Origin of the sequence: Vibrio sp. VB16, assembly GCF_015594925.2 — a bacterium.
Lineage (GTDB): Bacteria > Pseudomonadota > Gammaproteobacteria > Enterobacterales > Vibrionaceae > Vibrio.
Genome location: NZ_CP087591.1, coordinates 967363 through 989324 on the forward strand (window position 1 = coordinate 967363; position 21962 = coordinate 989324).

A 21962-nucleotide genomic window follows, 5' to 3' on the forward strand; every position below is an offset into this window, starting at 1 on the left:
ACTTGTGATGATAGAAACCCAATATTCAAATTGTGTTATTTCGTTTTACTTGTGAGTAAGTCTCTCAATTTTTGAGGTAATAATTCTTCAATTTCTGGGTCATCGTTGAGCATTTCCAGTAATTGTTCGCGTGCTTTCTCTTTTTCACCATTGGCTAATAGCCATTCGATGTCTTCAAACAAATATTGTTCTTTGGCCTCTGGCATAGCCATTGTCATGTCTAATTTTTCGCTGTTTTTCATCAACCTTTTATTGGCGTTAGATTGCGATGCATTTTCTTGTATTGAACGTAATAATAATGCGTCAGATTCGACCTTTTTGGCTTTGATATTGCGAGATTCCAATTTTGGTGCGTCACGCATTATTTGATTCTCTGATTCAATTTCCGATATAAGTGGAAGCGCATTATATTGTTCCTGCTCGGTCGGATTTTGCAACGTCTGATCTAACCAATTCCAAGGCGAAAGAAGTGTGACAACAGTGACCGATGCTGCTAATCCTATGTGCGGCCACCATGTTTTCTGCTTTTTGCTTTGTCGCTTCGCGTAGCCAAGAATGTTTTCATCCAGTTCACTTGAAGGTGTTTCTGTTGCGCCTTGTTGGTATAGCGAAACCATCTCTTCATCTTTTAGTGGTCGGTTCATTCTTGACCTCCTAGTTTGCGTGTTAGGCATTGGCGTAATTGATCTAATGCATATCGAAGGCGGGTTTTTATCGCCTCTGGTTTTGCGTCAACAATCGTGCAGATTTGCGCTGATTCGAAACCGGATTCGTATCGCAATAAAAAGGCTTCTCGTTGGAGGGGAGCAAGTAATGACATACAGTGTTTTATCGCGCCTTTATTTTGTTCGGTTGGATCATGTAATTCAGTGAATTCTTCATTATTGATTTGTGCGCTATACGCTTTTTCAGACATGCGTTTTCGATATTCATCGATAATCAAGTTATGCGCCATTCTATACAACCAGGTGGTAAATTTGGCCGACGGTGTATAGGACTCTCTCTTGTCGACAACTCGAAACCATACGTCTTGGAACAACTCTTCCGCGTGAGCATTTTGTGAGGGTTCAAGCTGCCTCACAAAAAATCGATAGAGCGGGTCTTTGTGCCGTTGATACAGCTCGGAAAAAGCGTTTTGCTCGCCATTTCCGAATGCTGCCATTAGTTGTTCATCGGTTCTGTTTTTCATTAAAGACTCTGTGCTAATTCAACTAAGCTAATAAATTCTCCACGATAATTGTACGGGTCTTTTCCACGATTTTCTCGGGCAATATCAGCAATTTTCTCATAGGATAAGCTATCTAAATAGTCGTTGTCTTTGAGCTTTTGAGCAAATGCAGCCACGCTAGAAGCGAATTGGAAGTCTTCACTGGCATGGTCAAAGCGTTCTTTTATCTGATGATTGCTTACGATGCTCGTGGTCAAAACGCTCTTTTCTGACTCTGGTAATTTGTAACGTACCTTCACTTGCGCTAGCTCACCTTCAAAATTTTCTGCTGCTATAGTTTTACGGTCGTACCGTAGGTCGTCTATTTGGCCTTTTTCGCCTGTAAGTGTGATTTCGTATAGTGCCGTTACGGTATGACCCGCGCCAATTTCACCTGCATCTACTTTGTCGTTGTTAAAGTCTTCGTCTTTCAAAATACGGTTTTGATATCCGATTAAACGGTATTCTTTGACAATGTTTGGGTTAAATTCAATCTGAATTTTCACATCCGACGCAATGGTTTGTAATGTGCCACTCATCTGACGGAGCAGAACTTTTTTAGCTTCATGTAAGGTATCAATATACGCATGATTACCGTCACCAATGTTGGCGAGTTGTTCCATCATCGCATCATTGTAATTACCGCGACCAAAGCCAAGTGTTGTTAGTGATACCCCTTTGTCACGTTCGTTGGCAATCATCTCTTTTAATGCATCAATGCTCGCTATACCAACATTAAAATCGCCATCTGTTGCCAAGATTACGCGATTTACTCCCTCTTTGATGAAATTAGAACGTGCTTGTTGGTAGGCCATGATAATGCCACTTTCTCCGTAGGTTCCTCCTCCCGCAGAAAGGCTTTTTAGTGCGTTGGTAATGGTCTCTTTTTCATTTCCTTTTGTTGGCTCGAGTACGACACTTGAATGACCAGCATAGGTCACTAGGCTCACGGTGTCTTTCTCGTTCAGCTCCTTAACTAACATTGAAAGGCTTTGTACCAGTAAGGGCAGTTTATTCGCTTCATTCATGGAGCCTGAAACATCGACTAAGAAAACCAGATTTGAAGATTTACGTTCAGCCTGTGGGACGTCATAACCTTTAAGTGCGATTCGAAGCAGTTGTCGATGCTCGTTCCAAGGAGAAGGGGCAATTTCGGTATTCACCGAAAAGGGTTGGTTTTTGTCCTGTGATGCAGCGTATTGATAGTCAAAATAGTTGATGAAAGCTTCTTCACGTATGGCGTCGGTAGGGGGTTTACGGCCCATATTGAGATAACTACGAACGTTGGCATAACTACCAGTATCCACATCAATAGAGAACGTGGATAGAGGGGTATTAAGTACCTGATGCACGTTATTACTGACACTTTCAAGGTAGTTATCACGATCTTGGTTGTAAGTCGGCGGTTCTACTCTTAGCATCATATCCATTTGAGATACGTGCGCAGAACGTACGGCTTGTTTAGACAATTTGGATTTCGATTGTCTTTCCAATACCGCCGACGCATACATTTCTTGTTCTTCTATAGCGTGAATTTTTGTCTCACGAGTAGCCACTTCGGTTGTGGCGACCTGTTGTGTGTCTGAGTTTGATGCTTGGTCTCGCTCGTTAGCTATCTGGTCACTGCAACCCATTACTACGGTCAGCGCTGTGAATACCGTTGATATCTTGCGTAAAGTCATGTGTTTTTCCTTCTGTGTACTCAGTCTGTTTCCTATATAAACGGATGAGTTTTCAGAAGGGGTTATTTATTTTCTATATTTTTTTAAAGCTAAATATTTCGATTGGAAGTTAAAATTACGCTAATCAAAATAATAGCAGCACCGAACAGTTGCAGTGCGGTAAAGGTTTCGTTTAACCAAAAATAAGCAAATATTGCACCAAACAAAGGTTCACTACCCATTAACAGCGATGTTTTGGTGGCAGAAATTTTTCTGACCGCATAGTTTTGTACAAAGAAAGCCAGCAGCGTACAGAATAGGACCAAATAAGAAACATATAGCCAAAAGCTAAGTTCGGTTGGCAGAGATATTATCGAGTATTCTACCGTGGTAAAAAGTGCGATAACGGAGCAACCGGCGACGACAAAAGACTGAACAAAAGTAAGCGTTGTGTTCGCTATTTGCTTGCCATTGGTTAGTCGTCTTGTTGTTGTGACCATTAATGCACGAAGCACGGCAGCGCTGAGGATGCAGTAGTCGCCTGCGTTGAGTGAGACACTCAGGTTTAAAGAATCAGTGAGCAATAACACCCCCAAAACGCTCGAGGAACAAAGTGTTATTAACTCAACACTCGGCTTCTCTTTATTGATTATGTTCTGAATAAAGGCAGTAAAAATAACATTGAGACTAATAAGAAATGCGGCGTTTGCTGCGGTAGTTTTGCTTACGCCATAAACCTCAAAGAAGAAGATAGCGGCCAATATAAATCCCGTTGGTAATGACACTATCCAATCCTTATTCCTTTGTTTTGCAATGTCATTCAAAACAAAAGGTATTAGGCAACAACAAGTCATGGAAAACCGAATAGCAATAAACAACAGTACCGAGGTGTAAGTGAGCGCACTTTTTGTCAAGCCATAGCTGGTTCCCCATACGATGGCGACAAGCAGTAACAGTACCTCAGTGGTTGGAAACGTAAAGGTAGAACGTTGTTTAGATTCAGTTGCTATGTTCATTGTCAGGGTATCTCAGAGTATTTACGTGATTGATTAGTCCACTATCAACTAGTACTCTGTGATAAACAATAGGCCAAAATGGAAAGGATTGTTGCGTTGTGGATATGAATAAGTTGTTAGTACTTTTACCAGAGATGGCTACCTTTGTTGTTGTCATTGAAGAAGGCAGTTTTTCAAGAGCGGCAATAAAACTTGGTGTCGCGCCTTCATCTGTTAGCCGCTCGGTAGCAAGACTAGAGAATGCACTGCAGCAAAAATTGATTGAAAGAACCACCAGAAGCCTGCGCCTGAGTACAATCGGTGAAGAGGTCTTTTGTCTCTGTATCGATATGGTGAACTCCGCCAAATCGGCAGTGAATGCTGCCTATTCAGAATCGGATACGATTTCTGGTTTGGTTCGGGTTTCGGCGCCTAAGGCTTTGGCTAGACAAGTATTATCGCCAATTATTTTGGATTTCCTGAAAGCCTACCCTAAGGTCTCTATTCAGATTCAGTCCGAAGATCATTTCATTGATCCAATCGGCAATGAGGTAGATGTTGTCATCCATATTACCGATAAACCCGTTGAAGGCTTGGTTGCCAAATTATTAGGAAATAGTCGTTTAATCGTGGACACAACATAGAAACGGTTAATATCGACGGAAATTTTGCAGCAAATCATACCGAAATAAGAAAAGATGCTGTGCTAAGAGGGCTAGGCATTTCGGTATTTCCAGAGTTTACTATTAACGAACTTATTCAGTCAGGAGCGGTGGTAGAAGTGCTCCCTGATTGGAGATTAATCGGTCGCTATCAGGGGCAAATAGTTGCACAATATTTACAATCGAAATATGTACCAGCTCAATTAAAGCTATTTGTAGAATACCTGCACGAGCAGATGCAAGATTACCGATAGGCATGCATTGGTGATGCTGAGGCAATGTACATTTTAAGTTATTTGAAACAGAGGTCCGCCCAGCGAGATAAACCTGCGGTTACCGACCCGAAATAACTGCCGCTAACAATTTCTGTATCTGGTAACACTGATTTTATCGCATTTCTCAGTATGGGAGAACGCGCTGAACCGCCAGTCATATAGACAATATCCGGTTTTACTTGCCCTTGTTTCTCTGCCTCTTGTACCATCTGCGTGATTTTTCTTACAGGTTCTGAAATCGCATCTGCCATCTGTTCTTTAAGCAGTCTAATATCAAGGGTTTCTTCTAATAGATTAAGAGTAGAAATGTATTCCTCTTGATCGCCGAGTGCAATTTTTGCTAATTCAGCTTCTCGGACAACACTGTGCCCCAGCGTCCCTTTATGAACATAGGCTAAGCGTTTTAGCTTTTCTGGCTGCTTTGCATTTTTGATGAGTTCGTAGATCGGTTTTAAATTATCAAATTTATAAAAGTCTCTTTGGGCAACGACATCATTGACGGCAATACAGTTCCAAAATTGAGAAATAGGGACAGGTAAGCCTGATAACTGTTCCGTGCCCAGACCAAAATCGGTCATGAATTTTTTGAATGCAATCGAAATATCAAGATCATTTCCGCCAACGGATAACCCACTATGTGAAAGAAGGGATTCGGAGCGATTTTGATTTCCTTGCCAGGTGGGGCCCATTTGAATTAAAGAACAATCTGAAGTACCGCCGCCAATATCAACGACCAATACGGTTTTATCTGAAGTTAGTTTAGATTCATATTCGAACCCTGCTGCCACAGGTTCAAATTGAAATTCAATTTGCTTGAAACCCGCTCGAGTCGCTGCGCGTTGCAAAATGCCTTCGGCTTGCTGGTTGGATTTTTCACCACCGCGACCACGAAAGTTAACCGGACGACCAATAACTACAGCAGATACGGGCTTATTTAAAGCGAGTTCTGTCTTCTCTTTTACGTTTGCCATCATGGCGCAGATGAGATCTTCGAAGAAAGAGAGTTGCACATCTCGCAAGCCTTGTGTGCCTAAAAAAGACTTAGGTGACTGTACATAGTAGACATCTTTGGGGTCGTCTAAGTAAAGGTCTAATGCCGCTTGACCAAAATGAATGTCATCTGGTCGAACTGTTAACCCCTCTTCCTTATTAAGTTTAATAGCTCGGCGGAGTACGGACTCTCCGATAGCGTTAGCCGGTCTAATATCAAGAATCCGGAACAAGTACTCGGACACAGACTCAGCATTGGGTGCGCTGAGTGTTGATGGCAAATAAATATCACTTCCAGATAATGGGACAGCGTGAACCTTCTCATCAATAATATGTGCTACCGAGCAGTTAGCAGTACCGAAATCAAAACCAATGGCCATTAACAACCTCTTTGAAGATAAATAGGCGAGTCGAAAAGCGCAACACTATAAGGGCTACCCCCATAGTCAGGTCAATTGATTTATTCATTTTTTTAATAATCTGTCGTTTTTATTCAATCTTACTGTGGGTGCATAAACTATTATTTTAGCCATCAGGTGTGGGAGGCGGACGAAAGTTAGTTGCCCTCACCGTCTAAAATGATAGTTAATTGAATTTGGTAGGTAGAAAAGCGATGTTAGAAATAAAAAAAATTGAGTCAATAGGTGAGATCAGTGAATTAAGAGCCGCTTATTTTGCGAAAACTACCGCCCCACTGGATGGCATGTGGCACTTTGGATTTGTTCCTATGTCGGATCATTTTGGGTTCTATGAGGATAATGCTCTAGTCGGATATTGTTGCGTTAATGGGGATGGCTATCTGTTGCAGTTTTATCTGTCGCCTGTGGCTAAGGTACAGCCAACGGAATTGTTTACCTTAATTGCACAGCAAAACAGTGTCGATATAGGTGAGGTTATCGGGGCATTTGTCAGTACGGCTGAAACGGATTATCTCTCGCTATGTTTAGATAATTCGTCATCATTTACGGTCAATGCTTTGATGTATCAACAAAATTCAACAAGTAAAGCTAACCAAACAAAATGGTTAGAAATGAAAATGGCCAATCAGCAACAGCTTAAAAGTTTTGTAGAATTTGCCGCCGACGCTATCGGTGCTCCGGAGCAATGGTTATCTGGATACTACGATAACTTAATTCAGCGCCAAGAGCTTTGGGGTTATTGGATAAATGAACAATTAGTCGCCTCAGGAGAGTGTCGTTTATTCGATGAGCATCAGGTCGAATTTGCTGATATGGGTATGATTGTGGCGAAATCTGAACGAGGAAAAGGAATTGCTACTAGAGTGTTACGGTTCCTAATAAATAGAGCTGCCGAGCAAGGTTTAAAACCGATGTGTTCAACTGAAAGCGATAATACAGGCGCTCAAAAAGCGATCATGCGAGCGGGGCTTACTTCTTCAAATCGAATTGTTCAGTTCGAATTTGATCGTGCTTAACCTGTTGCTATTAGGTTCATATGCTATAAACGTTTGAGTCTTTTTTGATTACAAGAACACTGAATTTCGTCTCTATTTAGCATATAGTCAGATGATAAAAATGATCGCGGTTATACAACACAATGATTCATTGGCTTCAGGCTCCAGAATTACCAAGCGTAGCAAAGTATATTGAGTGTTATTGGTTTATTGAAAAACGATCGGATGCAACAAGCCACCAATATCCAAAGCTAAACCCAGACCCATCCGCGCACTTGATACTTTCGCCTTCGAATCAAGAATATCGTTACGACATGAACCCTGTAATAGTTGAAGGGAAGGGGAGTCATTGGTTATTTCCTCATCAGCAAACCTTGCAGTTGGACCATTCACAAGCTTTTGTACATCTGGGCATTAAGTTTCGTATTGGTGCTTTGTATTCATTAAAAATACCCACGTGCGCCCACCCGATGTTGGACGCTGTAGAAGCGTTCAATTTGACCAGCCTATTTAGTATGAATGGGTTAGTCGAACTTGACCTTATTGATTGTGCGAGAAATAGCCCCAATCTTTGCTGTGCTCAATTGGATAAGTTATTGCAACCATGGCTTGAAAACGCCAAAGACGATCAACACAGCGAACTCACTAACAAAGCCCTTCCACTCCTTGGTCATACCCTTATTTCCGATCTAAGTAGCGCGTTATTTTGTTCGCAAAGGACGCTAGAGAGAAGCTTCAGTCGAGTGACGGGCCTAACTTTGAAACAATGTCAGACAATGAACAAATTAGAACAGATGCTAGAATATCTCTATCAGCGCAGTACTAGTGAGATAGATTGGGTTGAGGTTGCATTCCAATTTGGGTTTAGTGATCAGCCTCATCTCATTAGGCATTTGAAGAAACAGATTGGACTGACGCCAAAAAACTATGCGAAAGAGAGAGGATTAACTATCGATGTGTATGGGGGCGTCAGATCTTCGTGAAGCGCGTTTCGCTCCGGTCTACAAACCAGAGCGTTGTTAAATTAACTATTTTGGTTCCTGAATAGGAAAGATAAGCTCTGAGGTATTAAATCCAGCCGCTTTCGCTATCATGATGTATTTGTCCATTTTATCTTGACCAATCGTTGGTGTGCGAGACAAAATCCAAAAATAGTCGGTGTTATAGCCACTGATTAGTGCCGTTGAATAATCAGGCTCTAAATAAAAGACAATGTAACTGCCGTAGAATGGCCCAAAGAACGACACCTTTAAATGTGCTATATCGGGTGTGATGACAAATTTGGCTTTACCTTCTGCTTCACTCCATTCTTTGTCTTCTTTTTTCCATCCACGGTTTATGACACGCACAGATCCGTCATCATTGACAGAATACGTTGCGCTGACATGACTGAGCCCACGCTCAAAGCTGTGATCTAGCCGGGCAAGTTCGTACCATTTACCTAGATAGTTATCGAGATCAAAATTGGCAACAGGTTCGATATCGTTCGGTTTACCGGTACAACCTGACAATGTAAGAATGCAGATAAATAATATGGTCAAATTTCTTAACGCTTTCATTCTTTTTCCTTTCTGATTAAAAAGCTTTCCTTAAGTCTATACCTAAAAAAGAATAAAATGGGTAAGTAATAGTAGAATAATTGATAGTAGAAACGGCTTAATAACGGGCTTTCATACCCATTGATGTCTGTTCTATGACGTTCATATTGCGGACAAATTAATTTTCCAGATCGGTATGGCGCTTTGTAGTCGGGTGAAATTAGGTTACTTACTCAAAAATAGAGATATAAAAACCCCGAATCTTGATTCAGGGTTTTTTATATCTAAAGCGTGTTTATAGACCTACTTTCAAAGTAAAGGGCTTGAAGGTTGGTTTATGATAACAAGCCTTTTATGGCGCTGATTGGCTGAACGATGGTGAAATGACCTCAGTGCGGCGATTTAGTGCTCGCCCTTCTAGCGTGCTGTTGTCAGCAACTGGTTCACTTTCCCCTCGGCCTTCAACCTGAATACGATTAGCCGCAATGCCATTATTTTCAAAATAGGAAGCGACACTTTGTGCTCGTTGTAGAGAGATTTGCTCATTGTAGCTCGCTGAACCTTGAGAATCGGTATGACCAATAATGAACAGCTGTGCTTCTGAATGATCTTGAAGTCTCTTTAGCATTGGACTCAGGTGCCCATCTGCTTCTGATGATAAGGTAGTGCCATCAAATTTGAACAGAGCATAGCTACTTAATTCATTGATGCTCACCACTTCAGGTTCGATGACTTCAGGCTCAATCGCTTCAGGCTCAACAATAGTCACTTCTGGTTCTGTGACGGGAGTGGCTTTATCTGTAGAGCCAAACGTATAGGCAAGACCTACGGTTAAAAAGCTAACGTCGGAACCACTAATATCATCAAACCATTGGTATTCTAATCTCGTTCTTAATTGGTCAGATAACTGATACTCAAGACCGGTACCAAGCATTAAAGACGTTCCGTCGTCTGTATTACGGTTACTACGGTTTGGTTCCTGCATCTTTTGTTCAGCTTGCCATCTGAACCCACCGACTTTACCAAAAATATTTAATCTATCGGCCAAGTAATAGTCGGCTTTAAGACCGAGTTCTACACCTTGGACTTTCGTGCTATTAGAAGCGTTTATTGATGATTCACTCGAACTCGGGTAAGTAGCCTTAGCTTTACCCAAGTAATCATAACCACTTTCAATTGCAAGCCAATCATTGATGCTATAACCAAGGAATAAACCGCCACCCATCGCTTCTTTGTCGCAATCTAAACTTAGTGGTTCGCAGCTCCCAGAAAAATGAGTCCAGCCAGTTTTTCCACCAATATAGAAACCACTCTCATCGGCGGCCACATTGAACGCGATACTTGCACCTAATAGACATAATGTTATTTTTTTCATAATTCTCCATTCAACATAAATGTTAAAATTTGCTCATTAATTGAATCAATAATTAACCTTGATTCTGGTTGTGAATAAAACTCAACCGTAATGTAAGTTGAATTTAAAGTAATATGGTTAATAGTTGCAGTTAAGGTCTGCGTTGAAGGGCATTATGGTAAACGGATTTTCTAACAGTAATAATAGCGTAATATTAATTTTTTAAATGACATATGCTATATAACTGAGATGATGCGTGTGCTGTATTATTATGAGTATTTGAATATTATATGTTTAACTCTATGTAGTATTCTTATGGGGCATATATAGCTTGAATGAGTTGCTCATAATTTATTGTATTTAAAGTTATTTTTAAAAAATAGTTGTATTTATTAATATAATGAACAGATCATTTCCGATTGTCATAGGTTGTCTATGCCACGGTATAATAACGTGTATTAGGCCAATGTATTCTAGATAGTGATAAGTAAAAGAATGTTCATGTTGTAGAGATAACGTAAGGATAGTTTGCAGGAATAAACCTATAGTACGTTACAGCACAAATTAGACGCACAGCGAGGTACGCCTAATTTGTGGCATATATTAAAATGTACTGACATTAAAAACATGTTCGACTGCGGTTATTTTAGCCAGCAAATGCTCAGTAGGTTGAGATTCAATATCGACAATGGTGTACGCAATGTCATCGCGGCTTCTGTTGAGCATGTCAATTACGTTGATTTCCAAATCAGAGAGAACAAGAAGAACTTGACTTAATACCTTCGGAACGTTGTCGTTAGCAAAAGCAATTCGATAGCCTTTCGTTCTATCTAAACTAATCGTTGGAAAATTTACTGAATTGCGAATATTACCATTTTCAAGGAAGTCTATCAGTTGATCGGCGGCCATTGTGGCGCAGTTTTGTTCGGCCTCGTGCGTGCTTGCCCCTAAGTGCGGTAGCAGAATGACTTGAGGATGCTCTAGAAGTTCTGGTGATGGGAAGTCACATACGTATTGCTTAATCAACCCTTGCTCTAGTGAAGCGAGGAGGGCTTGTTGATTCACAATACTACCACGAGCGAAGTTCAGCAGTACGGAACCAGGTTTCGCGTGAGATAAGGTTTCTGTATTGAGCATGTCCTTGGTATGTTCATTGGCTGGTACATGCAAGCTGATAAAATCACTGCGTGCAATGAGCCACTGCATATTTTCTGCGCGTTGTATTTGCGAAGAGAGTCGCCACGCCGTATCGACACTAAGTGCAGGGTCGTAACCCACCACTTTCATACCCAGAGCCAATGCCGCGTGTGCGACACTTGCTCCAATAGCACCTAAACCAACAACCCCTAACGTTTTACCTGATAATTCTGAACCTACGAAATTTGTCTTCTCTTTTTCAACCAACTTTGAAAACTGAGGGTTATTGCGTTCACTAACAAGCATTCTGGTAAAATCGATACCGTTAACGATTTTTCGCGAAGACATTAACATGCCAGTTAAGACTAATTCCTTTACTGCATTGGCGTTTGCTCCGGGCGTGTTGAATACGACAATCCCTTGATGGGTGCAATCACCCACTGGAATGTTGTTAACACCAGCGCCACAGCGTGCAATGGCTTTAACTCGCTCAGGAAAACAGATGTCATGTAAGTTTTGACTACGTAACATGATGGCGTCGGGTTCGCTTATCTCACTGGCGACCTCATAGCTATCACGGGGAAAGCAGTCCAATCCATGGGGGCTGATACTATTGTAGGTACGAATTTTTCGCATTAGCATGGCTCTCTTATACGTTGTATTCAATATTCTTTTAAGGGCGTGTGATTATTTACTAACCTGCTGATAACCCCAGCTTAACCATGGAAGTAGTGTTTTAAGATCGCTTGATTCAACCGTGGCGCCACACCAGATTCGAAGGCCAGCTGGTGCATCTCGATAAGCTCCAATATCGTAGGCGACACCTTCAACATCCAGCAATTTTACTAACGCTTTAACTTGTTCTGGTGTTGCGTCTAAAGAGAGGCATACACTCGTATTCGAACGAGTATGAGAGTCTGCTGCCAGAAAATCTATCCACTCATTATTGGCAATAAATTCTTCTATAACGGCCAAGTTTTCCTGTGATTTTGCGATACATGCAGAGAGGCCACCAATAGAGTCAACCCATTGAAGTGCGTCTAAGTAGTCGGCCACACACAACATAGATGGTGTGTTGATAGTCGCGCCGCTAAATATACCTTCAATAAGCTTATTCCCTTTGGTTAAGCGGAAGATTTTAGGCATCGGCCAACTTGGAGTATAACTCTCTAACCGTTCCACGGCTCTTGGGCTAAGCACGATAACACCATGCCCGCCTTCACCACCCAGCACTTTTTGCCAGCTGTAGGTCGTAACGTCTAATTTATCCCAAGGCATTGGCATGGCGAAGACAGCAGAGGTTGCATCACAGATAGTCAACCCATCTCGATCATCTTCTATCCAGTCACCATTAGGTACACATACACCTGAGGTTGTTCCATTCCAAGTAAACACGACGTCATGATCTGAATTAGCCTGATTAAGGTCTGGCAGTTGTCCATAATCTGCACCAAAATGGCGGACGTCGTTGAGCTTGAGCTGCTTGGTTACATCGGTGAGCCATTCCTCACCAAACGATTCCCACGTAAAAATATCTACAGGACGTTGACCCAACATGGACCAAAGGATCATTTCCATTGCTCCAGTATCTGATGCAGGCACGATACCCACTCTGTAACCTTCTGGAAGTTCTAACGCTGCTTTTGTTTGTTCAATCGCCGACTGTAAGGCGGCTTTACCAATTGTACTGCGGTGGGAGCGTCCCAGAGTGGATAAATCGAGTTGGCTTACATCGTATCCTGGACGTTTGGCGCAGGGGCCTGAAGAGAAATTAGGGTTAGCAGGCTGTTTCTGAGGTTTCATAATGCTCCTTGGTGGCGATAGCCGATTCGAAAATAGGTTGAATCAAGTCAATGAGTATAAAAATTATAGAGGTTGGGAAACTTGATCATTGCGCGATTTTCGTACATACGTGAATAAATAGGCTGTTTTTGTGAAATTTTAGTTATTCTTCGTGTTTGAAAAATCTGGTTTATAATGGTGTCAGCCTATGCCGTTCGTTTCTTTAGTCATCAGAGCACCAAGCAAAATAGAAGGCTAGCTGAACCAGAAAAAAACAATTTCTGACTTAAAGGTAGATCAACATAAGTAAATGCCTGTTCACCTGCACCATCATTCATTGATGCCGCTTTGCTTGTTGCTAAATTTGGGCTGTGTTTTATATAGCGAGTATTCGTCGGTGTAGAAACCATAAAAAAGGTACCAATAAGCCACTGCGCCATCATGCTATAGAAGAAGTAATCCGATATGAATTTAACCGCTAGAATGCCAGTCTGATACTCGATTAGGAAAATAGCCCCAACAAAGAATACGTTGGATAGGGCAACAAAAATGAGCAGTTTAAATAGTTTTTCCATGGGGTTAAGCCTGTCGTGTAAGGTAAGTTACTATACTAACATTTTATTAAAATCAATTGGTTACCTTTGTTTATATTGTGACCGAAAGATAATCAGGATGCTCAGGAAATTTTGGTGTTATGCAGCTTGCATACACTCTTCACTTCAATAAATTTAAGAAATGATGATTCATAAGATCTCATACATTTCGTCTGTCCAATTATGTAGTAGTATGGGTGTTATATCGAAACAGGGACTTCCTCCAATAAATGGAAACGAGTAAATTGGTTACTATAAAGTGTATTCGTTGCGTTTTTAAATCGAAAGGAACAAATTTTTGATGATATCTAGATGGTTTTTATTGGTTAGCCTACTGTTTGTTGCGCCACTGCAAGCCGCAAGTTATCGACTGCCAACCGACGGTAGTCAACTTGTTGGTCGAATACAGAATCACTTGGTGGAACAGGGTGAATCAATGGCCGGTATTGCAAAACAATATGATGTCGGTTTTCTATCATTAATGGCAGCAAACCAAGGCGTTGACCCTTTTTTACCAGAAGAAGGGACTGTCCTTACAATACCTTCACTCTTTATTCTACCTTCCAAAGACCGCGAAGGAATAGTGATTAACCTTGCAGAATTACGGCTCTATTATTTTGATAAAGACAAAAAAAATGTGCATGTTTTTCCTGTCGGTATCGGTCGTATTGGTCGTGATACTCCAGAAATGACGTCTTACATTAACCAAAAAATTAAAGATCCAACGTGGACACCCACTCAGACAATTCGAGCTGAGTCATTGGCCAATGGTATTGAACTACCCAAGGTTGTTCCTGCAGGACCAAATAATCCTCTGGGGCTGTATGCATTACGCTTAGGGTATGGAGTAGGAGATTACCTTATTCATGGAACCAATAAAGATTTTGGTATAGGGCTCCGTGTAAGCTCTGGATGTATTCGAATGGAACCAAAAGATATTGACTGGTTATTTCATCAAGTCTCTCGTAAAGAGAAAGTGAGAGTAGTGAATACGCCTGTGAAAATGACGTTAGAACCTGATAGCAGTGTATTTATGGAAGTTCATGAACCTTTGACCAGAAGCAACGGTGAGAAAAAAACCTTAGCTGTACCCAAAAATCTAGAGGGTTGGATGGATGAGTTTGGAATGTCTAAAAATAAAGCGAAAGCGGCGATTCTAGTTCAAAGTGGTATCCCTATAGAGATAGCAGGACCATAGTTTTCGTTTGAAAACGGAGGTTATCTTCATATTCTTGGCGGTGCAGTATTTTGCTCTATGTATAGACAAAGTTCGTTTATGGGGACGGGTCGGCTAAAGTAGTAACCCTGTAAGCGATCACAGTGGTGCTGTTTTAAAAAGGCGATCTGCTCTTCTGTTTCAACCCCTTCTGCAACGACCTGCAGTCCCAGGTTGTGAGCTAACGAAATCGTTGTAATACAGATCTCTTCATTATTGGTATCCTTTCCTATATCGCTAACAAACGTCCTATCTACTTTGAGGGTTTGGATAGGTAATTTTTTCAGATAACTCAGCGATGAATAACCTGTGCCAAAATCATCGATAGCCAATGAGATACCTAGATTACTGAGAGCGGTAAGTTGTGAAACGGCAAAGTCTGGATCTTGCATTGCGGCTGTCTCAGTGATTTCAAATTCTAGTTCACCGACTGAAATACCATATTTTTTCATTGCCTTGTTTACTTTGTCGATCAGTTTAGTGGATTGCAGTTGGTTGACTGAAAGATTGATGGATATTTTCTTTAAGCCACAGCCACGCTGTTTTATTTGAGAGAATGAATGGCAAGCTTCGTTTAATATCCAATCGCCAAGGGTGTGAATGAATCCAGTATCCTCTGCGATGGGTATAAATTTGTCGGGTGGATAGAACCCGTGCTCTGGATGTTTCCAGCGGATAAGTGCTTCTGCACTAACGATAGACAGAGAGTTTGTGTTCACGATAGGTTGAAAGTAGATTTCGAATTGACCCAACTCCAGTGCAACTCGCATTTGGTTCTCTAGTTTCAACCTTTCATCCGCTGCTTGGGACAAAGCGGTGGTAAAAAATTGGTAGTTATTTCGCCCCTTTAGTTTTGCCTGATACATGGCGATATCGGCATTTTTCATCAGTTCGACCGTCGTCGTGCCATCATCTGGATATAAACAGATACCAATACTGGCAGAGGTCTCCACATCACGATTACTAATGTGATAGAGCTTGTTTAGTTTCTCTTGGATCCGTTGAGCAACAAGAGCAACATCTGAAGTATCAGTTACTTGAGGGAGAATCAGTACAAATTCATCACCCCCGATCCGTGCAAGGGTATCTTGATCTCGCTTTATTTTGGAAAGTTCGTGCGCCACTTCTATGATCAGTTTGTCGCCAAATGCGTGACCAAGTGAGTCGTTAATCGTCTTAAATCGGTCAAGATCAATGAACAACATCGCCGCTTTGTAGTGATATTTTTGGGCTCGCTCCAGCACCCGTTCTAGCCTCTCTTCTAAGCTGTAGCGGTTATGTAGGTCGGTCAAAATGTCGAAATGAGCAAGATGGGCAATTTCCTTTTCCGCTTCTTTTCGTTCGCTAATATCGCTGTAGGTACTGATATAAAAGGATGAATCACTGCATTCCTTTTTTATTTTGGAAATTGAAAGCCATTTAGGAAATACGCTGCCATCTTTCTTCCGGCCGTAGGATTCACCTTGCCAAAATCCTTTGTCTTCTAACGTATTCGTCATCTCAAGATAGGTCGAAATTGGCGTATTATCCGCGTGCAATATTGCCCAGTTTCTGGAAATAACGTCCCCAATTGAATAACCACTGTGTTTTAGAAATGCACGATTTGCATTGATGATTTTTTGGTCCTGGTCAATGATCAACATGGCTTCACCACTGCTGGAAAAGGCGCTAGCATAAAGGCCTAGAACCTCGGCCGACTCTTCTCTTTCTATGTCTCTTTGTTGACGTTCCTTGACCTGAGAAGAGGATATATTTGAGTATAAGAAGATACCCAATCCACCTAAAACCCAAAGGATAGAATGGCTAGCTGATAGATTGTTAATGGATCGCTCAACTAATTGATAGTGTTCGGTAAGAGGTAAACTTACGCCGATACCACCTCTGATATCACCAAGTCGATAGCCTTGTGAGGCGTGGCATTTAAGGCACCCTTCTTCAACGTTCATGGCTCTCAGGTAGCGAAGATTAGGTACTCCATCGATTAACTCTGTATCCCAACTTTCTGTGATGACACCCTGTTCAAATGCGGTCAACTGTTGTGTTTCCCAAGCGTCAGGTGCATTGAATTTGTTGATCGGCTTTAAGGATGTAATTCGACTCTGTATACCAAATAATGTGGCATACTTCTCAGATGACTGACGAAGCATCGCGGCAGGATTCACAAGAGTGAGCATTGTACCATCTGGGCGTTTGACGTCCCTGTTTGGGATATGGCTTAACCACTTAATTGGTTGTTGTTTGTCCGAGACAGGCACATAAACGCCGCCATGAGACGAGCCCCATAAGCGAAATGTGATGTCTTTATTGATAGACGTTTTTGCCTCGCTATAGGCCCGGCTTATGATGTTTTCTCTCGCAGCGATAATATTCCAGCTAAGTGAGCCAGCAATCAAAATCGACCACACAACCAACATACTGATAGTGGTTTTGTATTTTTTAATAAAGCCCAAAGGACGGTCTCTTTTCTAGCCAATTACATATTATTATTCTATGAGTATAACGACAAATATTGCTTAGGGTTAAGTGATTAGGTGCGTAGGTCTTGTTTTTGATAATGCCGTCATTTTTTTGCGGTTTAAAATGAATGTAGAGAAGTGTACATACCGACAATGTCAATGGTATTTGAACTACAATTAACCGACATGCAAGAGGCAAACTTAGCCTGAAGAGGATGAAATAATGAAGACGATGACGTGTAAACAACTAGGTGGTGCTTGTGATGAAGTATTTAGTGCCAATACTTTTGAAGAGTTGGTCGAGCTAAGTAAACAGCATGGAATGGTGATGTTTCAACAACAAGATACTCAACATTTGCAAGCGATGGCTAGAATTCAACAATTGATGTCAGACCCTGAAGCGATGAAGGTTTGGTTCGATAGTAAGAGAAGCGAATTTGACCAACTCGAATCTGATTAGGTTCGAGTTGGGTATGTTGCGATCTATTTGATCGTTAAGGAAAGTGAAGCGACGCGTTGAAGAAGTGTAGTCAGGTGCATTATTGCCTCGATATGTTGAGGGTAGTCTTGAAATGGTTGGCAGCGAACGTCATCCATTTCGATTATCTCGTTGGATAATAACCAATATAAATCCGAGGTGTAAAGCATAGCGGATAGTGGCTTGTATACTTCCGTTTCATACGCTTGAGATAGGTCCGCGATAATCATCTCACGATCGTGTTCACTCTCTATTGGCTTATTTGCATTGTCTATAGCGGTTATGTAGTGCAGGTTATTAACGAGGCTTTCCATAATCGGCTTGTTATCCTTTGACAAAGATGACAACGTTTGTTTGATAATGCTTAGCCAGTTTGCTTTGGTTAATGTGTTTTCATCTACACTTTCGAACTCATTAACGATTTTGTGTTCTACAAAGACCTGTGATTCTTTCAATACCGCTCTTACCTTTTGAAACGGCAATTGAAATTCTATGCAAAGTGCAAGGATAAGGCGATGGAAGCCGCCATCAGGAAGATGAAGGTTACCTTTAAAAAGAGTAATGGCGTGTTCTTGTTCTTGAGTGAGGTTACTCATTCTGGGTCTTTCCTTACTGCTTAGCATGTATAATTACTGTTGATATCAACAACATTATATATCGATTTATTTAGCGTTGATTTATCCGCGGCGTTTTTTAAGAATAGTGTCAATATCTAGCGCTTCAGTGTATAAGCTCAGCTTATCTTGTTTCGTTTCGATAGCTAAAATAGACATTCTGTCGGCGAGTTCATTGCCTTCTACACCAATGTGCCCATTGACGTGGTGGATGGCTATTTTACTCTCTAGGGTTTGGTACAAAGCAAACATCTCTTTAATAAGCTCGATATTTTTGATCTCGCCTCCTTTCCTAACCCATCCATTCTTTGCCCATCCTTTCGCCCATGTGGTTAAACACTGGATTGAGTAACTAGAATCGCTATAAATACCAACGGTTTTGTTGTTATCCAGATAGGCTTGACTGATCAATAAGCTCTGATGAAGAGCATTCAGTTCTGCCGTGTTATTGGTCCCTTCCGCTTGGTAGATTCCAAACCATAGCTCAGCAAGCTTGTTGGAATGATAGATAGCAATACCCGAGCCCGCTTCACCAGGGTTTGGCTCGCAAGCCCCATCGGTAAAAATCTTAACCTCATAAGGCATGGCGTCAATATGTTCATCGGTTAGAGCTGAGGCTTTAGGCTTTTTAGAGCCTGCGATAGATTTGCTTCCGTGTTTGGACTTAACGGCGGGCGATTTGGATATTATTCCGGTGTTCGCTGATTGGCTAAATGCCTCTTCAGCCTCAATGCGAGTCGGAAATGATTTATAACGAGCCCCAGGGAATTTTTCAACTTGAGTCTTACACGTTGCCCAATCAGTAAAAATACCCGTTTTACGGCCTTGCCAAACGACATAGAATTTTGCCAAATTATGCTTTTAAACCTAATGAATTAGAGACAGAGCGAATGTATTACACTATTCGCGTTATTTCAATTGAGATACTAGGTATTTATACCAGTACCACTAAAAGATAGGTTAGATGAAAAGTGTTTACGCTCACATGTCTCGATCAGTTTGGCAAACCGAATTCATTTTAATCACATAATCAATTTGATGGATATTGGTTGTAATCCGTAGATAAAAAAAGCCCTAACAAAAGTTAGGGCTTAGCGTTGTGTTGTTACTATTTAGTAAAGCTGTCTATCACTACTTAGTATTTGAAAACTACTTCGTATAAGACTGAGCGATATTATCGATTCGCTCGTTTGCTCTAGCTGCTTCATCTTGAGCTGACATAGCTGCATCAGTCGCTTTACCTGCTTTCATCTCAGCAGCTGATTGACTTGATTTAAGCGAAGAAACTTCACTGCTTAACTCATCTACTTGTGAAGATAGCGCGGCAAGTTGACTGGTTGTTTCTTCATCGGGTCCAGAGGCACAGCCTCCTAGTAAAAGAAGAGAACCCATACCGACTGCTATTAGTAATTTGTTATTCATGCACACTCCTGTTATGTAATGTCATCTTTTTTTAACTCGAATTTAGTGTAGCTCTGATCTTATTGATCCGATAGGGTTTATTAGTAAATAGATTTGCATCGTCATCACTATTTACACTGTAAAATTGTATCCGTCTCATTAATAAGACAATTTAGTGCGATTTGACCGACAAAAAATACCCATAAAAACGAATTTTTTTACAAATTCAGATAGTGATCAACCAAAAGAGCAACAAATAGAAGCATTAAGTGATAAATAGAAAACTTAAATGTATCCATTGCTGTGCTGTTTTTACAGTTATATTTAAGCTGCCATGCATGAAAGATAAACCCACTGCTTAATACCGTTGCAATCGACAAATATATCATTCCACTCATGCCGACAAGAACCGGTAATAAGCAAACCAAAAATAGTAAAATGGTGTAAAGCAAAATACTTGTTTTTGTGTATTCCACTCCATGAGTAACGGGGAGCATAGGAATATCAGCTTTGGCATACTCATCTTTTCGGTGGATCGCGAGTGCCCAGAAATGAGGCGGGGTCCAAACAAAAATAATCATCACCAATAACCACGCGTTAGCATGGAGTTCTCCTGTAACAGAGGTCCAACCTAATAGAGGAGGCATCGCGCCTGCAATACCTGCTATGACAATATTTTGCGGCGTGGCTCTTTTTAGGTACATGGTGTAAACCACGGCGTAACCGAGCAGACTCACCAAGGTGAGAAATGCAGTTAATGCGTTAACACCTATATAGAGCACGGCAAATCCAATGACTCCTAATGCGAAAGCAAAAAGCGAAACCTCATAAGCGTTGATATTTCCCGATGGGAGCGGCCTTTTTTGAGTCCTCATCATCAAAGCATCGATTCTTCTATCGATTAGGTGGTTAAATGCGGCAGCAGAACCCGCCATCGCGCCAATACCCAAAAGACCCAGTAGGCTTTGCTGTACGGGTAACGAAGTGGGCACGGCTAAACACATACCTACAACCGCAGTAAGCAACATAAGTGCGACCACTTTTGGTTTGGTGAGCGAGAGGTAAAGACGCCATTTTGGTTGTTCAAATTCAGCCGTACTGCTTGCGACAAGTGTTTTATTCATGAGTCCCCCTAATATGTGATTCGATAGAGTGAGAAGTTGCAATGTTGTGGTTTTTACTGTGTACGTAAATAACGTAGTTGATTCTGACTGTGGTAATGAGAATCAGTGCACCGCAAAGATTATGCAGAACAGCGATAGGTAATGGTAATTGAAGTAAAACGTTACTGATCCCTAATGTTATTTGAATCAGTAACAAAAAGAGGAGCCAATGTGATAGGTGGCGAAGAAATGGATCAGCGCTCTGCCTTGCTTGCCAATGAAATAGCAATACAACGATGGCGACGACAAAAGCGCCAATGCGGTGGCTGATATGTATGGTCATTCGGCTCGCGTAATCTAATACGCCAAATTCATAATTATCATGGCCAGATTGGATGAGTGTAAACGCCGTTTTAAAATTAAGATATTGCGTCCATTCGCCTTGGCAAATCGGAAGACTGGTGCACATTAGCGCAGCATAATTGGCTGATGTCCAGCCACCCAAAAATATCTGACCGATGACTGAAAACAAGGTGATCAGTGCGAGTGGTTTTATAGCGCCTTGTAACGGTTCGTTAATTTGTGCAGGGGCAACGTTACGTAGACGTATTTTGGTGTACAGAAGCACCAGCAAACTGAGTAATGTAAAACCACCAAACAGATGAGCTAACACCACGATAGGCATGAGTTTAAGGGTGACGGTCCACATGCCGAGTAATGCTTGTGCTATGACGACTATCGATAGTGAGATTGGAAGTATGAAGCCGACACGGTTGTGCCGCAGTGAAATCCACGTGACAGCAAAAACAAGTAAGCCGAGAGAGCCAGCGAAGTAGCGGTGAATCATTTCTGGCCATGCTTTACTCTCGACAACGTCAAGATGAGGGTAGAGTTGATTCGCTTTTGCTATCTCAGTCGTGGAAGTGGGTACACTAAGGTGACCATAACACCCCGGCCAGTCCGGACAGCCCAATCCTGCGTCGGATAGACGAGTATAGGCACCCAAAACGATGACACACAGAGTCAATATAATACTCAGCTTTAATACCAATAATAAAACCCGAGGTTCGTTCTGCATTTCGGTAT

The 21962-nt window shown here is 41.5% G+C and carries 20 protein-coding genes and 1 pseudogene; 5 read left to right on the plus strand and 16 right to left on the minus strand.

The features are described 5' to 3' along the window. Nucleotides 1–35: 35 nt before the first annotated feature. From IUZ65_RS20775 to IUZ65_RS20790, 4 genes are all read right to left on the minus strand, one after another. Nucleotides 36–644 carry a hypothetical protein gene (locus tag IUZ65_RS20775; RefSeq protein WP_195705926.1) on the minus strand — a complete coding sequence of 203 codons (609 nt, stop codon included), beginning with the start codon at nucleotides 642–644 and terminating at the stop codon, nucleotides 36–38. Further along, nucleotides 641–1189, minus strand: coding sequence for a sigma-70 family RNA polymerase sigma factor (locus IUZ65_RS20780; RefSeq protein WP_195705927.1), 549 nt, complete (start codon nucleotides 1187–1189; stop codon nucleotides 641–643). Before IUZ65_RS20780 ends, IUZ65_RS20775 begins: the two co-directional genes overlap by 4 nt. Continuing rightward, complete coding sequence (locus IUZ65_RS20785; RefSeq protein WP_195705928.1) at nucleotides 1189–2889, minus strand: vWA domain-containing protein; 1701 nt, start codon at nucleotides 2887–2889, stop codon at nucleotides 1189–1191. Before IUZ65_RS20785 ends, IUZ65_RS20780 begins: the two co-directional genes overlap by 1 nt. 89 nt (nucleotides 2890–2978) lie before the next feature. Next, nucleotides 2979–3884, minus strand: coding sequence for a DMT family transporter (locus tag IUZ65_RS20790; RefSeq protein WP_195705929.1), 906 nt, complete (start codon nucleotides 3882–3884; stop codon nucleotides 2979–2981). A gap of 104 nt (nucleotides 3885–3988) precedes the next feature. On the opposite strand from IUZ65_RS20790, the pseudogene IUZ65_RS20795 reads away from it, so the two are divergent. Continuing rightward, nucleotides 3989–4779, plus strand: a pseudogene (locus tag IUZ65_RS20795) (LysR family transcriptional regulator). A 38-nt stretch (nucleotides 4780–4817) separates the two neighbouring features. Here the strand turns inward: IUZ65_RS20795 and yegD are convergent. Then, nucleotides 4818–6170: a molecular chaperone gene (yegD, locus tag IUZ65_RS20800; RefSeq protein WP_195705930.1), complete on the minus strand. Its 1353-nt coding sequence runs from the start codon at nucleotides 6168–6170 to the stop codon at nucleotides 4818–4820. Between the two features lie 233 nt (nucleotides 6171–6403). Here yegD and IUZ65_RS20805 point away from each other — a divergent pair, with 233 nt between their 5' ends. Both IUZ65_RS20805 and IUZ65_RS20810 read left to right on the plus strand, forming a co-directional pair. Beyond that, nucleotides 6404–7225, plus strand: a complete 822-nt coding sequence (locus IUZ65_RS20805) for a GNAT family N-acetyltransferase (RefSeq protein WP_195705931.1) — start codon at nucleotides 6404–6406, stop codon at nucleotides 7223–7225. A gap of 122 nt (nucleotides 7226–7347) precedes the next feature. Further along, nucleotides 7348–8187 carry a helix-turn-helix domain-containing protein gene (locus tag IUZ65_RS20810; RefSeq protein ID WP_195705932.1) on the plus strand — a complete coding sequence of 280 codons (840 nt, stop codon included), beginning with the start codon at nucleotides 7348–7350 and terminating at the stop codon, nucleotides 8185–8187. Between the two features lie 45 nt (nucleotides 8188–8232). Here the strand turns inward: IUZ65_RS20810 and IUZ65_RS20815 are convergent, their stop codons facing one another. The 5 genes from IUZ65_RS20815 to IUZ65_RS20835 form a co-directional block, all read right to left on the minus strand. Beyond that, entirely contained in the window at nucleotides 8233–8763 is a 531-nt protein-coding gene (locus tag IUZ65_RS20815) for a lipocalin family protein (RefSeq protein ID WP_195705933.1), read from the minus strand. Between the two features lie 331 nt (nucleotides 8764–9094). After that, nucleotides 9095–10117, minus strand: coding sequence for an outer membrane beta-barrel protein (locus IUZ65_RS20820; RefSeq protein ID WP_195705934.1), 1023 nt, complete (start codon nucleotides 10115–10117; stop codon nucleotides 9095–9097). 582 nt (nucleotides 10118–10699) lie between these two features. Then, nucleotides 10700–11869: a 3-phosphoglycerate dehydrogenase family protein gene (locus tag IUZ65_RS20825; protein WP_195705935.1), complete on the minus strand. Its 1170-nt coding sequence runs from the start codon at nucleotides 11867–11869 to the stop codon at nucleotides 10700–10702. A gap of 51 nt (nucleotides 11870–11920) precedes the next feature. Beyond that, nucleotides 11921–13036 (minus strand): phosphoserine transaminase, encoded by a 1116-nt coding sequence (locus IUZ65_RS20830; protein ID WP_195705936.1) that lies wholly within the window; start codon nucleotides 13034–13036, stop codon nucleotides 11921–11923. Nucleotides 13037–13245: 209 nt separating this feature from the next. Further along, nucleotides 13246–13590, minus strand: coding sequence for a hypothetical protein (locus IUZ65_RS20835; RefSeq protein ID WP_195705937.1), 345 nt, complete (start codon nucleotides 13588–13590; stop codon nucleotides 13246–13248). Nucleotides 13591–13909: 319 nt separating this feature from the next. Between IUZ65_RS20835 and IUZ65_RS20840 the strand changes: the two genes are divergently transcribed. Continuing rightward, nucleotides 13910–14806 (plus strand): L,D-transpeptidase family protein, encoded by an 897-nt coding sequence (locus IUZ65_RS20840; RefSeq protein WP_195706463.1) that lies wholly within the window; start codon nucleotides 13910–13912, stop codon nucleotides 14804–14806. Between the two features lie 26 nt (nucleotides 14807–14832). Here IUZ65_RS20840 and IUZ65_RS20845 read toward each other — a convergent pair whose 3' ends face one another. Beyond that, nucleotides 14833–17274 carry an EAL domain-containing protein gene (locus tag IUZ65_RS20845; protein ID WP_195705938.1) on the minus strand — a complete coding sequence of 814 codons (2442 nt, stop codon included), beginning with the start codon at nucleotides 17272–17274 and terminating at the stop codon, nucleotides 14833–14835. Between the two features lie 229 nt (nucleotides 17275–17503). Between IUZ65_RS20845 and IUZ65_RS20850 the strand changes: the two genes are divergently transcribed. Further along, nucleotides 17504–17740: a DUF1059 domain-containing protein gene (locus IUZ65_RS20850; RefSeq protein WP_195705939.1), complete on the plus strand. Its 237-nt coding sequence runs from the start codon at nucleotides 17504–17506 to the stop codon at nucleotides 17738–17740. A 23-nt stretch (nucleotides 17741–17763) separates the two neighbouring features. Here IUZ65_RS20850 and IUZ65_RS20855 read toward each other — a convergent pair whose 3' ends face one another. From IUZ65_RS20855 to IUZ65_RS20875, 5 genes are all read right to left on the minus strand, one after another. After that, nucleotides 17764–18354 (minus strand): hypothetical protein, encoded by a 591-nt coding sequence (locus tag IUZ65_RS20855; RefSeq protein WP_195705940.1) that lies wholly within the window; start codon nucleotides 18352–18354, stop codon nucleotides 17764–17766. An 81-nt stretch (nucleotides 18355–18435) separates the two neighbouring features. Beyond that, nucleotides 18436–19224 (minus strand): ribonuclease H family protein, encoded by a 789-nt coding sequence (locus IUZ65_RS20860; RefSeq protein ID WP_195705941.1) that lies wholly within the window; start codon nucleotides 19222–19224, stop codon nucleotides 18436–18438. Nucleotides 19225–19521: 297 nt separating this feature from the next. Further along, entirely contained in the window at nucleotides 19522–19794 is a 273-nt protein-coding gene (locus IUZ65_RS20865; RefSeq protein WP_195705942.1) for an Lpp/OprI family alanine-zipper lipoprotein, read from the minus strand. Between the two features lie 197 nt (nucleotides 19795–19991). Next, on the minus strand, nucleotides 19992–20897 hold the full coding sequence (gene cyoE / locus IUZ65_RS20870) for a heme o synthase (protein WP_195705943.1): 906 nt from the start codon (nucleotides 20895–20897) through the stop codon (nucleotides 19992–19994). Further along, nucleotides 20890–21954: a COX15/CtaA family protein gene (locus IUZ65_RS20875; RefSeq protein ID WP_195705944.1), complete on the minus strand. Its 1065-nt coding sequence runs from the start codon at nucleotides 21952–21954 to the stop codon at nucleotides 20890–20892. The genes cyoE and IUZ65_RS20875 overlap by 8 nt, the downstream gene beginning before the upstream one ends. Nucleotides 21955–21962: the final 8 nt, after the last annotated feature.